Here is a 13,899-nt window from a genome sequence, read left to right as displayed (position 1 = left end):
ACATGCTGCTCTAAGCAGCGAATGATAGAGCGACATCATGCCTGTTGAATGAATAAAATCTAATTCAACCTACCATTGCTTTTAGTACTATCAAATAAAAAATGATTAATCAAGTTTTTTATTTAGTCTGTGGATAAACCTTTATTTTTTGCAAAGTTTTCTCAAGAGCCATTGTTAAAGCACGTCGCCCACCTTGATGAGAAAAACAATCTGATAAAAGTTCATTGGTTCCTCCTTTAGTTGAAAATTCTCTTTCAAGGTAGGAAAAATTAACAGCTGTTGAATGATTGGCTACTTTTGTCTTGCGCATTTCATCTGCAAGATTACCAAACATCATAGCAAGAAAATCTGCTGAATAAAGTGGATCTAATCCCTTTTTTACCAACCACTGATGCGCTGTTTCTATAAAATTAAAATAAACCCCCATCAGTGAACCCGCCGTCATGAAAAAATTAAACTGATCTTCTTCATTAAGAACCAGTGCGCCCCCTAACGCATTAAACATCGCACGTAAAAATGGATGATCTGGATAGATTGGGGTTACATTCTTGCATTCTGCAATAAAAGGTAGCGGAATAGCGCGATAAACTTTATGGTTGATCCATCCCTCAATTTCTGCCATTGGAGCCATCGCAAGGACAGAAACAACAAGCTGATCCGAACGAAAATAAAGAGAACGTAATATCTCTTCTGCAATTTGATTGCGCAAACACAAAAAAACACAATCACTAACATCCAACAATTTTTGGTTGTTTTCCGCAATCGTGACCTTCTTATACACACGTGCAAGACGCTCTGCTCTTTCTGCATTACGCGGAGAAACAATAATCGACTGTACATCAAAACTGCTTGCCATTAAACCATCTACCATTGCAGCACTGATTTTACCTGTCCCAAGAAAGCCAATTCTCATTTCTATTTCTCATCCTCATCATCACAAATAAAGCTTATTACTACAAGATTAACGCAAAGCTCTTTCCAATAAAAACGAATCATTATTCTGTAAAAACTTCTATAGCTTAATCCAATTCTAAACATTATAGCGTGATGAACAAATGAACATACCCTATTATTCTGTTCTTACCTTTTAAAAATCTTTTGTCTTAAATATACAAAATATACAACGCACCATATCAGATATGGTAAGCATACAAATAAAAATCATTTTAGCTCAATCTGTTTCATTTAATATAATCCTCGATAGAAGCAGCAACAGATAAAACGGCAAGAATAGTCATCTCTAAATAAATTTTAGGTTTATCTAATAAAACTGAAAAAGCAGAAAACTAGCCAATAATGTAAACAAAAAACCCGGTTTATTAATAGTCCAATATACATTGCTATTAAACCACTAATAATCAGCATTTCAAAAACAATTAGTAATCCCATTGCAAACTTTTCATAATCATCCACACTTTTCCCTCATCATGAAAAATTTCTCCTCTTTTTCTCTTTCAGTCTATGCACACTATGCACAACAACAAAACAGAATATCTTTGCTTATGTTGAAATATATTTATTTATAAGGCTCAAAAAACGCTGGAATATGATGAGGCCAACACCATGGCAAAATTGCAATCAAATCAAAACGCATACATAAAAGGGAACGGTCCTTTTGCTGAGCAAGCCAAATATCAGCTGTTGCCTCAATACGCCTCTCACTTGTTCGGCAAACAGCAGTCATTGCTTCAGCTAATGTTGAGCGTGCTTTTACTTCAACAATTAAAACAAGATTTCCACGTCTTGCAATTAAATCAATTTCACCACATTTTGTTTTAAAACGCCTTTCGACAATACGAAATCCTTTCAAACGCAACCACCAAGCTGCGCATCTTTCCGCACGAATACCCCGATAAAAAGAGCCCTGCTTACGTTTTTTTTGCTTCATCTCCTCTTCCCTCTAAAAGAGTCAAACGCCGAAAAAGTTCCTGCTTTTTACATCCTGTTTTCTTTGCAGCTAAAGCAGCCGCTTTAGATGCAGAATGAACACTCGCTAATTCTATCAATATCTTATTAATTTCATTAGTGCTCATTTCCTCTAAAGAATTAGTTTCTTCCCCAACCAACACAACAATTTCCCCACGAACACGATCTTTTTTTTGATAATTTTCAACTAAATTTCCTAAGGTAGAAACGTCGACTGTTTCAAACTTTTTTGTTAATTCGCGACATATCGCCGCTGGACGATCAGATGCAAAAATAGTAACCATATCTTGTAAAGCTTCCACAAGACGGTGAGGAGATTCATAAAAGACTAAAGTTGCAGGAACAGCCTTTAATTGCTCTAACTGCTTCTGACGTTGCACTCTTTTCGCGCTCAAAAAACCTGCAAAGAAAAAACTATCCGTAGGAAGACCTGTTGTTACAATAGCTGCTAAAAGAGCTGACGCACCAGGAATCGGAATAATTTTATAACCGGCTTTACGCGCTTCTTCTACCAATCTAAATCCAGGATCAGAAATAAGAGGAGTTCCAGCATCTGATACAAGTGCCACCGTTTTATTTTCTGCCAACGCTGCTAATAACATCAAACGTGCTTTTTGTGCATTATGTTCATGATAAAGAAAAAGTTTTCTCCGAATACCATAATGGTCCAATAAAACACGCGTTACTCGTGTATCCTCACAAGCTAAAATATCAACTCCTGCAAGCACTTGCAAAGCACGAATGGTTATATCCGCAAGATTTCCAATAGGTGTTGCTACCAAATAAAGCCCAAACTCCATAACAGATGCAGAATAAGCGTGAGCACCTATAAAATACGTTTTTTCACTCATGCTCTTCCTTCATCCCAAGTGTTCCTTTTCTAAAAGCCTACACCTTCACTAATGATTATCAGTCATTTCTGCTAAAATCGCTTTTGCTGCAGCTAAAGGATTGGTCGCTTGGATAATCGGTCGCGCTATCACAAGGTGGCTTGCACCAGCATTCAATGCTTCCTTTGGAGCCATAACACGTTTTTGATCACCTTTATCACTTCCTGCAGGACGAATCCCTGGCGTTACTAAGGCCATATTAGTTCCAATAATTTTCCTCAAATTGGCTGCTTCACGGGCTGATGCAACAATTCCACCCATCCCTGCTTCTCGAGCTTGCTCAGCCCTTTTAACTGTCAAATCCGCTAAATTCTCTTTATAACCGGCATTTTTCAGATCAACTTCATCCATTGATGTCAACACCGTCACCCCCAACAAACATAAATCGCTTCCTTGAGCAGCTGCAACAGCGGCTTGCATTGCTGTTGGATAGGCATGAATCGTTAGCATCGAAACACCTAATTTTACGATATTTTCCACAGCTCTGGCAACCGTATAATCAATATCTAGTAATTTCATGTCAAAAAATACTTTTTTTCGTGCTTGAATAAGATCTCTAACGAACTCCATTCCTCCAGAAAAAACAAACTGATAACCAATTTTATAAAAACTGACATAATCACCCAATTGTGTAACCAATTTTTCTGCTTGCTTCATATCCGAAACATCTAACCCAACAATAAGGCGTTCAAACATTTTCGTTCCCATCAAAATACTCCCTTAGTATTTCATGATCATTCTGTCTCAATAAACCATACGAGAAAAACACAAATTCAAGAAAATCTATCTTTCATCTGGTGAATTATTGTACGATAAAGGTTAGAATGCTCCCCCTCAGGATCAGCAACAAAAATTGGCACACCATCATCTGAAGAAGACCGTAAAGCTGCATCAAGTGGCACTTCTGCCAAGAAAGGAATTCCCCGACTTTCTGCTTCTGATCGCGCTCCACCATAACCAAAAATATCATAGCGTCTTCCAGTATCAGGGGCAATAAAATAACTCATATTCTCAATAAGCCCTAAAATAGGAACCTCAACTTTCATAAACATTTCTATTGCCTTGCGTGCATCAATCAAAGCAAGATCTTGTGGAGTAGAAACAATTAATACACCTGTTAACTGAACCTGTTGAACAAGCGTTAATTGTGCATCTCCCGTTCCTGGGGGCATATCAACTACCAGAATATCAAGAGGTCCCCATAAAACACCTCTAAGTAATTTAGTTACCGCAGCCATTACCATAGGACCACGCCACACTATCGGTTTTTCCTCCTCAATCAAAAAACCCATCGACATTAATTTGAGGCCAAATTTTTCGAGAGGCTGGAACTTCCTATCATTAATCATTCTTGGTTTTTGATTAACAAGTCCTATCAAACGTGGCAGAGATGGGCCATAAATATCTGCATCCATTAAACCCGTTTTAAAACCAGCATCTTGTAAAGCTAATGCAACATTTATCGCCATTATAGATTTACCAACCCCCCCTTTTCCAGAAGCAACCGCAATAACATGTCGAACGCCTTCTATCGGCGTCTTCATGAGTAAAGCACCTCCCGCTTTACGTCTTGGTGCAAAAACAGTTGTATTTTCATTTACCTGAGAAGAAGTATTTTCATTTACCTGAGAAGAAAATGTCCTCGATTTTTTTTCTGCCGTAAGCGTCACCATAACAGCTTTAACTCCTTCCATGGCAGATACAACTTCTTCAGCAGCACGACGCAATGGTTCAAATTCCTGCGCACACTCATCAGGAACAGTAATGGAAAAAAAAACCTTTCCATCAGCAATAAATATTTCTGAAAGAAGGCCTAGTGATACAATATTACTATTACTATCACTCTCAAAATTGGGAACTTTAACTTTATGTAACTCTTTGCGGATAGCCTCGCGTGTAATAGGATCCACGCTCTTTCCTCTCATACAAATGCTAGATAATACAGCAATAAGGATGAAAAACACCCAAGTCAACCATCTCCCTATTTTTCTCTGTGAAAGTCTCTCTGTATAAGCCAGTGATACAATGATACTGAATTCAAAAATACAACTAATCCAATAATTCGAAATAAAACAATTTTACAGTATAAAGCTATGCAAAATAAAATCCTTTATGCTTATACAAAAGTAATGCATAATTTATCTTACATTTTATTTATCTTACATTTTAATTTTTTGAATATTTACTTTAGTGCAGAAAACAAATATAAATTAACTTGTTTTCTCAATAAAATACGCATTAAATAACAGTTTGTTTTCACATTTCTAGAAAACGCTCTATAATTGACTTTTTTCATGTTTTCTTTTATTGAAAGTGGTGTTCGCTTTAGAAATTTCTGATAAAATACAATATGTTTATTAAGCATATAATTGTTTATAGAACCAAGAAGGAAGGGCCGCACACCGCGGTTTTAAATAAATGAAACGTACTTACCAACCCTCTAAACTTGTTCGTAAACACCGTCATGGTTTCCGTTCTCGTATGGCAACTGCTGGTGGACGTAAAGTTATTGCAGCTCGGCGTGCTCGTGGTCGAAAGCGTTTATCTGCTTAATTTTCAATTTCACAATGAACTGGAAATGTTTGCTTTTGTATATAAAGATCAGGTATATAAATCAAGAGTAAGCATTTAGCAAAACTGCGAAGAATCCTTTATATGAAGCAAAAGCACCCTTGTCGCATTCGCAAGAGAGTAGATTTTTTAGCTGTACGCACAGGAGAAAAGCGACGTGGTCCTTTATTTTTACTTGAAATAAAACCCCGTGAAAAAACAGCAGAAACAAAATATCCTCTTGTGGCACGTGTAGGATTTACTGTAACACGAAAACATGGCAATGCTGTTCAACGCAATCGTATTAAAAGGCGTTTGCGAGAAGCGGTTCGAGTTGGACTAGTAAATGAAATGGAAGCAGGAACTGATTACGTTATTGTTGCTCACCGTGATGTTCTTCATGCACCTTTTACTTTTCTCATTAGCGAATTAAGCCGACGAATAAAGCTAAAAACAAAAAACACAACGGCAATAGGATAATATGAATGGAATATAATCGCAATTTTTTTATCGCCATTGGACTATCTTTTGTGGTTTTTGTTGCATGGCATTTCTTGTATATTGTTCCTCAACAAGCGAAATTGCAGGAATCAAAAATAATTGCACATAAATTATCAAATCATAATTCAACATTTCCCGCGAATGATATGCATTTTTCTAATCATGGATTGAAAGATGAAATAGTATCTATAACCAATCATCATGTAACGCCTGAAATTCGTAAAGCAGAATTAGCTAAAACAAACCGTGTTTTAATTAAAACCAATGAACTCGAAGGCTCTATTAATCTTGTTGGTGGAAAATTTGACGATCTTCTTCTCAAAAAATATCGCCTAACAGTCGATAAAACATCACCAGAAATTATTTTGTTAAATCCTAATGGACTTACAACAACTTATTTTGCTGAATTCAGTTTTATAAGTTCATCCTTACCAGCAAAGGCCTTGCCACAATCTAATACAAAATGGCAAATTGAAGGTAACAATACAATATTAACACCTTCAACCCCTATCACCTTAATCTATAATAATGGACAGGGGCAAATTTTTCGCCGCATTTTTTCAGTCGATAATCATTACATGTTTACCATTAAGGATTCTATTAGCAATGAAAGTAGCAGTCCTATACATCTTTCGTCTTATGCTCGAATTGCACGTGCTGCACCACCGGAAGATACAAATGCAACCTATTTTCTCCATGAAGGTATGATTGGTATTGCAGGTGATTCGCTTAAAACTGAAAAATACACAGCCTTAGCAGAGCTGAATCCTAATCCTAAAAATGGTCAGAAGAGTGTTATTTTCTCTAACGTTACAGGAGGATGGGTCGGTATAACCGATAAATATTGGGCTGTGGCAGTTATTCCTCCACAAGATAAAGAATATACAAGCCGTTTTGTTTATTTTGATCAATTAAACACCCATTATCAATCCGACCTGCAAAGTGCGCTCTTAACAGTTTCCCCTCATGAAACAAAAACCATTACCAACCGCCTTTTTGCTGGTGCAAAGCGAGTTGAAATCATTAATCACTATCAAAATCAATTAAAAATTAATAAATTCAGTCTTCTCATTGATTGGGGATGGTTTGATTTCATTACCAAGCCAATGTTTGCTTTCATTGACATACTTTATAAATATACAGGAAATTTTGGTGTTACTATCCTTCTTATCACAGTGCTCTTAAAAATACTTTTATTCCCACTTGCTCATAAATCTTATAAGTCTATGGCGCATATAAAACTTATACAACCGATGATGCTAGAAATTAAAGAAAAGTACGCACATGACCGGAATAAACAACAACAAGCAATAATAGAATTGTATAAAACCAAAAAAATTAATCCCCTTGCAGGTTGTTGGCCCGTACTGATTCAATTCCCTATATTTTTTGCTCTCTATAAAGTTCTTTATATCACTATTGAAATGCGACATGCGCCTTTCTTTGGTTGGATTAAAGACTTAGCAGCGCCCGACCCAACTTCTATTTTTAATTTATTTGGCTTATTACCTTATACAGTACCAGTATTTCTTACTCTTGGTGCATGGCCTTTAATTATGGGGATAACAATGTTTTTGCAAATGCAAATGAATCCGCTTCCTCAAGATCCAACACAAGTTATAGTTTTTAGATGGATACCGGTTATTTTCACTGTTATGCTAGCATCTTTCCCGGCTGGACTTGTAATCTATTGGGCATGGAACAATATATTGTCGATTATTCAGCAAAGCATCATAATGAAATGTCAAGGCGTAAAAATTGAGTTTTTTGATAATCTGAAAGCTATTGTGCAAAAAGATACCAAAAAAGAAATACATAAATGATATGCAATATCCTAACCTTTCAGAACTTTTCGTCTGCAATTGGATTTTCATTCGCGGTGTACCTACAATGAAATTTCTACCAGCCGAAGGACCACCAGAAATCGCATTTGCAGGACGTTCCAATGTTGGAAAATCTTCTCTCATCAATGCATTAGTTCAACAAAAAAACCTAGCACGTACTTCTAATACACCAGGACGTACTCAGGAGTTAAATTATTTCATACCTGATGGTTTTAATGGACAATCACAAAATTTTCCTCCTATAGCATTCGTAGATATGCCAGGCTATGGTTTTGCTGAAGCTCCTAAACACCTAGTTAACGCTTGGACACATTTAATTTTTGACTATTTACGGGGCCGTACAACACTTAAACGCGTTTATGTTTTGATTGATTCACGTCACGGAATTAAAAAAAACGACATCGAGACTTTTAATCTTCTTGACAAAGCAGCAGTCTCTTATCAAATTGTGTTAACCAAAAGTGATAAAATAAAATCAGATGCGCTTAAAGCTTTAATAATGATCACAAAAACAAAACTTCTTAAACATCCAGCAGCTTATCCTGAAATTCTAGTAACCTCTGCAAAAAAAACTTTTGGTTTAGAAGAATTACGCACTGCCATTATACAAGTCATTACATAACATAATAAAATACGTCTCTAATTCTCTAATTAATGTGTTATAAAAATAGCCAACAGTTATTAATAGCCTTGTACTTATAGCAAAGCGCTTTTATAAAAATATTTTGCTTTTAAAGAATCCATCGACTCTATCTGATCGTATAAACTATGCTAACACTTTTCCATTATCCTCTCTCTTCTGCTTCCCGTTTTATACGCATTATTCTTGAAGAATATTGTGTAGCCACTCACCTAATTGAAGAACATGAATGGGCAAGAAGGAGTGAATTTCTTGCTCTTAATCCGGCAGGACATTTACCCGTTCTTCTTGCTGAACGTGAAGTTCCATTATCAGGTGCCATTGTGATCTGTGAGTATTTAGATGAAACACGTGGTAGTTTACGGCAAGAAAAGAGATTTTTTCCAGAAACTTCTTTAGAACGCGCTGAAGTACGCCGTCTTATTGATTGGTTTTTAAACAAATTTGAAAATGAAGCTACACGCCATATTGTGCGAGAGCGAATCTATAAACGTGAAATGCCATTAGCTATTGGTGGTGGAGCACCTAACTCGCAAATCTTACGCAACGCTCGAGCCAATATTGTACCACATATGAATTACCTAAATTGGCTTTGTGCATCCCGCGACTGGTTAGCTAGCTCCGAACTATCTTACGCCGATTTAGTAGCTGCAGCTTCTGTTTCTGTACTTGACTTTTTAGCAGAAATTGACTGGAAACAATTCCCAGCTGCCCGCGAATGGTATACGCGAATTAAATCCCGTCCTTCTTTTCGGCCTCTTTTAATGGATCGTGTTCGAGGAATTGCACCTAGTTCTCATTATGCTGATCTTGACTTTTAACCAGAAGCGTATAACTTAAGTCTTTTATATTAAAATATCTGTACAAAAATTGTATGTTATTATTACAAGACTACATTTCATATAAATAAAAATCTTCTTCAATTTCTTGATAAAAGCTATCGCAAAGGCAGTAATTTTGATCAAATAAATGATTGCAAATTTCCTGATCATTAACTAGATATCACTCTCCTGCTTCGATATGGTTCTAATACACAAATATTTTATCCAATTTTGAAATATCCTATAACTTTTATACAAATACTTATATCTCATAATCTAATTATTATTTCACTATCGTTCTTCCTAGAAAATCTAGTAACTTCGATCTCTTTGGTATAAAGCACAAGCTCTTCTTCAACGGAATTGATAATTCTTCAAAGACGAGTTTAGAATAATCATTATAATAATTACTATGATTACTTAATTACTAAAATGATGAAATAGGAGGATAAACAAATCAGCAATTTATGGTGAACTAATCATAACAAGTTGTTCCCTTATATAAAAAAGATACAAAGCTTTATACTGCAAAAGCTGCAGTCTTTACTCTCGTGTCACTAACTCTGAATGCTTTAACTTGCATGCATGCTTCTTGCGATTGCTTGATCATTTGTGTAATTTCCCGTGCTTTACTTACTGATATGCCGACACTTTGAGCAAGTTGCTCATAACGATTCTTACCAATTGCATTATGCTCGTTTGGTGAAAAACGAATTTTGATTTTACTCATAAAATCTTCAAGTTCTTTGTGAAGAGAAGGATTGGCATTTAAAGTTGTTATCCGATCTTCTTTTGGCAAATTAAGAATATCTCGCAATGCTTGGCTAGGCATTTCTAACACTTTTTTGCAACGTTCTTGTGCTGATTGATGTTCTTGAAGAATGTTTTCTCTAGTAGAGATTACAATACTTATATAATCATCAATTTTTTGACTGAGATCAAAAGCTTTCGCTTCAGCTTGTTTGTATTTTTGACTTTTCATGCCTAATATTTTGATACCTGCAAACTTAGAAGTAGCTTGAGGAAAATTCATAACATTTCTGACATGGTGCTCACCCAAGCTTGAATCTGTATTAATCAGATACATATATTCGTTCACCATTCTCGAGTTGCCATAAACAAGCCCTGATAAACGTTCGATTTCTTTTCGACACTTTTGGACAGAGGCATTTTTTACAATTCTTGCAACAATTTCTTTTTCCGTTAAAGAAGGTAATTCTTCTCCTGGGATAAGAATATTTTTAAAGTTGTCTGGCATTAAAGCTCTAAAAGTAAGCTTATCATCAAGCTGCAATGTCTTTACTGTTATTGGTGAAAAATAATCTTTTTTGCATAAAACATAACTATCTTTCACCATGAGCATAATGGAATCTAGGCTACAACCTTTATAAATACCTGTATAGGTACTGCCTTCATCTGGTATTACAATAATCTTATTGTGCATCTGTTCGGGCGTGATAACATCGGTCTCTCTTATGTATATCATAAATTCCTTTAAAATACCCACTTTTTCTGGATTGGAGATATCTTCAAACAAATGGAGCATAGGGGTTATATTGCCTCTATTATTATTGCCGTCGAATGATAACGCAGCATGAATGGCAAACTGCATACGTTTTTCTGTCACAACTGAAAAATCAAGCTTATGCCCTGCAGCTTCGGCTATTTGTTCAAAAAATATTCGTTGTACATATTTATTGCCAACCATGAAAGGACGTATTTTATTAAGCAAAATAAACACTGTCGATACTTCATGAATAAATTCTTTACGTGATAAGCCCTGGAAATTATTCTTCTCGGCAAGTATTTGATCGATTCTTTTTAAACCCTCTTTAATTTTATTATTGATCGGCACCTTAGTAACTGTGCCATCTGAAAATGTAAATGGAGTATCGCAAGTACATCCAGCCCACTCAAACATCTTCTCGTACAAACGCTGATGAAGATATTTTAGATAAGAAGAATCAAACTTTTCTGGCAGCGGTTCTTTTCGTAGATTAAGCATCGCTTGTAATAAATCATATGCACATCTCTCCTGCAAAGCCTTACCCTGCATTCCATATTTATTTTTCAGCGTTCTACCATCAAAATGGGTATAACCATAAAATGAGATGGAACTTTGCACGTAATCATTACAATTAGCACGTGACATCAGCTCTTCTGGGTCTTTTGGGTCTTTTGGGTCTTCTCCGATATAATGGGATATAATGGGATATAATGGGATATAATGGGATATAATGGGATATAATGGGATAGAATAGGTATAATCAAAAAATCTTGGGATATAATTACTCGCATTTTCATAGCGAATTTTTGGGGAAGTATTTTCCATAAATTCCTCTCCAATTTTAATCAATATTTGTAAAAATCATTTATTTTTTTGATAAAAAATATCTATATGATAAATTTATACTTTCTTTTTAAATTATTTTCAACATGTTATTTAATAATATATAAGTTTTATATTTATAAATCGCAATTTAATTAAATAAATTTATTTTAAGAATAGATTAAGTTTTTATATTATATTATATATGTTTCATAATATATTTATATAAAATCAGTGATTTTTATTTAATAATTATTAAAAATAAAATCATTTGCGATGAAATCATTAAATAAAATACAAATTATTATTTATGTAATAAAATATAACTACTAGAAAATATCATTACAAATTTATAGAACAATATTTTAATAGCTTTTTGTTCTAAATCGATTACGTATAGAAATGAATCTTAAGTTTTCTAGAACACCTCTAGATTTTATCACGCTACTCAAAAGACAATTAATGACCAAATTCAATCTTTTGATAACAGCCTCTGTGCAAATAGTAGTACGGATAACACAAATGATTAAAAAATTCTTAATCACTAAATTAGATATGGCTCTCCCACTCCGATCTGGTTCTAATGCATAAATATTCTATCCAATTTAAAATATCTTATACTTTTTATGCAAATTCTTATACTTCGTAAGCTAATTATTATTTTACTATTATTCTTTCTCGAAACATCCCGCACCTCTGCCTCTTTGATATCAAGAGAAAGTTCCTCTTCTTTAACTGAACTGATGATCTCTCAAAAGTAAATTTAGAGCAGTCATTGTAACTACTAAAATGATGAAATAGGAGAATAAACAGGTTATAAACTTATAATGAAACAATGCAAAATAAGTTGTTCACTTATATAAAAAGAACAGTTGGAAAAAAAGAGAATTTGCCTATAATTTTAAAAATAAAATGTCATAAGGAGAGAAATATGCGCCTTGCAGTTGTTGGTGCTAATGGAAAAATGGGGCGAGAATTGATTACAGCTCTCCAATATAGGCAAGATGTAAAGCTGAGCGCTGCAATTGTACGCAAAGGATCACCTTTTATCGGAAAAGATGCTAGCATATTGATTGGTTCAAACTTACTTAAAATCCGCATCACTGATGATCTTGAAAATGCTTTTTCTAACGCAGAATGTATTTTAGACTTTTCTCAGCCACAAGCCAGCGTCGTCTATGCAGATTATGCCGCCAAAAAAGGTCTTATCCACATTATTGGAACGACTGGATTCAGCAAAAAAGAGGAAATGCAAATTGCCGCTTTTGCAAAACATACTACTATTGTCAAATCCGAGAATATGAGTCTCGGTATTAATCTTTTAGCTAATCTCGTTAAAAAAGCAGCTAAAGTATTAGAAGCTGACGATTTTGATATTGAAATTTATGAAATGCATCATGCCGAAAAAATTGATGCTCCCTCTGGCACAGCCCTTCTTCTCGGAAATGCAGCAGCTAAAGGACGCAATGTTACACTCAAAGATGTCAATATTAGCGAACACAATCGCTATACAAGCAAGCGTAAAAAAGGCACTATCGGTTTTACCTGCTCACGAGGTGGGACAGTTATTGGTGATCACAGTGTTACTTTTGCAGGTTTGAATGAACGCATCGTTCTTTCACACTTAGCGCAGGAACGTTCTATTTTTGCTAATGGTGCATTAAAAGCAGCATTATGGGCAAAAGAGCGCAAAAATGGTCTTTATTCAATGCTTGATGTTCTAGGATTAAAAGATTAATTTTCATAATCAACAATGATCACAGAAAGTTCACCATGGGACGTACGCTTGTATTAATTCGTCATGGACAAAGTGAATGGAATCTAACCAATCGCTTCACCGGCTGGAAAAATCCAGCTTTGACAGAAAAAGGTCATACAGAAGCAATAACAGCAGGAAAAAATCTAAAAGCAGCTGGATTTAAATTTGATATCGCTTATACATCTGCCTTACAGCGGGCGCAAAAAACTGCAGAACATATTTTAGAACAGCTAGGGCAATCAAACCTTCACTTGGTGAAAAATACAGCATTAAATGAACGCGATTATGGTGATTTATCCGGTTTAAATAAAGATGAAGCACGTCAAAAATGGGGAGACAAACAGGTGCATATTTGGCGTCGTTCTTATACCATTGCCCCTCCCAATGGAGAAAGCCTGCGTGATACCGGTGCACGCGTCTGGCCCTATTATCTTTATCATATTCAACCTCATGTTTTACGCTCTAAGACTGTTCTGGTCGTAGCACATGGCAATTCTCTTCGTGCTCTTATTATGATACTTGAAGGCCTAAATAATGAAGAAATCATGTCGCAAGAATTAGAAACTGGAATTCCTATTATTTACGAATTCAACACTGACTCAACAATTAAATCAAAAGAAATCATTGTACCTTAATTAT

General features: G+C 35.2%; 13 protein-coding genes and 1 pseudogene. 7 read left to right on the top strand and 7 right to left on the bottom strand.

Annotation, left to right across the window (positions count from 1 at the left end; genetic code table 11):
• Positions 1 to 118: 118 nt before the first annotated feature.
• The 6 genes and pseudogenes from T420_RS0101335 to T420_RS0101315 form a co-directional block, all read right to left on the bottom strand.
• Positions 119 to 913 carry a pyrroline-5-carboxylate reductase gene (locus T420_RS0101335; RefSeq protein ID WP_013544623.1) on the bottom strand — a complete coding sequence of 265 codons (795 nt, stop codon included), beginning with the start codon at positions 911 to 913 and terminating at the stop codon, positions 119 to 121.
• 268 nt (positions 914 to 1,181) lie between these two features.
• A pseudogene (locus tag T420_RS07170) lies at positions 1,182 to 1,413 on the bottom strand (hypothetical protein).
• 103 nt (positions 1,414 to 1,516) lie between these two features.
• Positions 1,517 to 1,888 carry a YraN family protein gene (locus T420_RS0101330; RefSeq protein WP_026501076.1) on the bottom strand — a complete coding sequence of 124 codons (372 nt, stop codon included), beginning with the start codon at positions 1,886 to 1,888 and terminating at the stop codon, positions 1,517 to 1,519.
• Entirely contained in the window at positions 1,869 to 2,777 is a 909-nt protein-coding gene (rsmI, locus tag T420_RS0101325) for a 16S rRNA (cytidine(1402)-2'-O)-methyltransferase (protein ID WP_013544620.1), read from the bottom strand. Before rsmI ends, T420_RS0101330 begins: the two co-directional genes overlap by 20 nt.
• 48 nt (positions 2,778 to 2,825) lie before the next feature.
• On the bottom strand, positions 2,826 to 3,524 hold the full coding sequence (gene pyrF / locus T420_RS0101320; protein ID WP_013544619.1) for an orotidine-5'-phosphate decarboxylase: 699 nt from the start codon (positions 3,522 to 3,524) through the stop codon (positions 2,826 to 2,828).
• Between the two features lie 65 nt (positions 3,525 to 3,589).
• Complete coding sequence (locus tag T420_RS0101315; protein WP_013544618.1) at positions 3,590 to 4,726, bottom strand: Mrp/NBP35 family ATP-binding protein; 1,137 nt, start codon at positions 4,724 to 4,726, stop codon at positions 3,590 to 3,592.
• 508 nt (positions 4,727 to 5,234) lie between these two features.
• On the opposite strand from T420_RS0101315, the gene rpmH reads away from it, so the two are divergent.
• The 5 genes from rpmH to T420_RS0101290 all read left to right on the top strand — a co-directional run bounded on the left by rpmH (position 5,235) and on the right by T420_RS0101290 (position 9,172).
• Positions 5,235 to 5,369: a 50S ribosomal protein L34 gene (gene rpmH / locus T420_RS0101310; protein ID WP_013544616.1), complete on the top strand. Its 135-nt coding sequence runs from the start codon at positions 5,235 to 5,237 to the stop codon at positions 5,367 to 5,369.
• 102 nt (positions 5,370 to 5,471) lie between these two features.
• On the top strand, positions 5,472 to 5,846 hold the full coding sequence (rnpA, locus tag T420_RS0101305; protein ID WP_013544615.1) for a ribonuclease P protein component: 375 nt from the start codon (positions 5,472 to 5,474) through the stop codon (positions 5,844 to 5,846).
• Positions 5,847 to 5,851: 5 nt separating this feature from the next.
• On the top strand, positions 5,852 to 7,690 hold the full coding sequence (yidC, locus tag T420_RS0101300) for a membrane protein insertase YidC (RefSeq protein ID WP_013544614.1): 1,839 nt from the start codon (positions 5,852 to 5,854) through the stop codon (positions 7,688 to 7,690).
• A gap of 1 nt (position 7,691) precedes the next feature.
• Positions 7,692 to 8,333, top strand: a complete 642-nt coding sequence (yihA, locus tag T420_RS0101295) for a ribosome biogenesis GTP-binding protein YihA/YsxC (protein ID WP_013544613.1) — start codon at positions 7,692 to 7,694, stop codon at positions 8,331 to 8,333.
• A gap of 146 nt (positions 8,334 to 8,479) precedes the next feature.
• The gene (locus T420_RS0101290) at positions 8,480 to 9,172 is read left to right on the top strand and encodes a glutathione S-transferase family protein (protein WP_013544612.1); all 693 of its coding nucleotides are present in this window, start codon (positions 8,480 to 8,482) and stop codon (positions 9,170 to 9,172) included.
• Between the two features lie 520 nt (positions 9,173 to 9,692).
• Here T420_RS0101290 and T420_RS06810 read toward each other — a convergent pair.
• A complete protein-coding gene (locus T420_RS06810; RefSeq protein WP_051406283.1) occupies positions 9,693 to 11,504 on the bottom strand; it encodes a BID domain-containing T4SS effector in 1,812 nt (603 codons plus the stop codon).
• 928 nt (positions 11,505 to 12,432) lie between these two features.
• Here T420_RS06810 and dapB point away from each other — a divergent pair.
• Positions 12,433 to 13,239: a 4-hydroxy-tetrahydrodipicolinate reductase gene (dapB, locus tag T420_RS0101280; RefSeq protein ID WP_013544607.1), complete on the top strand. Its 807-nt coding sequence runs from the start codon at positions 12,433 to 12,435 to the stop codon at positions 13,237 to 13,239.
• 35 nt (positions 13,240 to 13,274) lie between these two features.
• Positions 13,275 to 13,895, top strand: a complete 621-nt coding sequence (locus tag T420_RS0101275) for a 2,3-bisphosphoglycerate-dependent phosphoglycerate mutase (RefSeq protein ID WP_013544606.1) — start codon at positions 13,275 to 13,277, stop codon at positions 13,893 to 13,895.
• Positions 13,896 to 13,899: the final 4 nt, after the last annotated feature.

The organism is Bartonella clarridgeiae ATCC 51734 (genome assembly GCF_000518185.1).
GTDB lineage: Bacteria > Pseudomonadota > Alphaproteobacteria > Rhizobiales > Rhizobiaceae > Bartonella > Bartonella clarridgeiae.
Note: the sequence above shows the minus strand (reverse complement) of the source record. Positions and strands in the feature narration are given on the sequence as shown.

Excerpts from the sequence above, each read along its gene's own strand:
- dapB (WP_013544607.1), top strand. The coding sequence starts at position 12,433 with ATGCGCCTTGCAGTTGTTGGTGCTAATGGAAAAATGGGGCGAGAATTG.
- yihA (WP_013544613.1), top strand. The coding sequence starts at position 7,692 with ATGCAATATCCTAACCTTTCAGAACTTTTCGTCTGCAATTGGATTTTC.
- rpmH (WP_013544616.1), top strand. The coding sequence starts at position 5,235 with ATGAAACGTACTTACCAACCCTCTAAACTTGTTCGTAAACACCGTCAT.
- pyrF (WP_013544619.1), bottom strand. The coding sequence starts at position 3,524 with ATGGGAACGAAAATGTTTGAACGCCTTATTGTTGGGTTAGATGTTTCG.
- T420_RS0101290 (WP_013544612.1), top strand. The coding sequence starts at position 8,480 with ATGCTAACACTTTTCCATTATCCTCTCTCTTCTGCTTCCCGTTTTATA.
- T420_RS0101275 (WP_013544606.1), top strand. The coding sequence starts at position 13,275 with ATGGGACGTACGCTTGTATTAATTCGTCATGGACAAAGTGAATGGAAT.
- rsmI (WP_013544620.1), bottom strand. The coding sequence starts at position 2,777 with ATGAGTGAAAAAACGTATTTTATAGGTGCTCACGCTTATTCTGCATCT.
- rnpA (WP_013544615.1), top strand. The coding sequence starts at position 5,472 with ATGAAGCAAAAGCACCCTTGTCGCATTCGCAAGAGAGTAGATTTTTTA.
- yidC (WP_013544614.1), top strand. The coding sequence starts at position 5,852 with ATGGAATATAATCGCAATTTTTTTATCGCCATTGGACTATCTTTTGTG.
- T420_RS0101335 (WP_013544623.1), bottom strand. The coding sequence starts at position 913 with ATGAGAATTGGCTTTCTTGGGACAGGTAAAATCAGTGCTGCAATGGTA.
- T420_RS0101330 (WP_026501076.1), bottom strand. The coding sequence starts at position 1,888 with ATGAAGCAAAAAAAACGTAAGCAGGGCTCTTTTTATCGGGGTATTCGT.
- T420_RS06810 (WP_051406283.1), bottom strand. The coding sequence starts at position 11,504 with ATGGAAAATACTTCCCCAAAAATTCGCTATGAAAATGCGAGTAATTAT.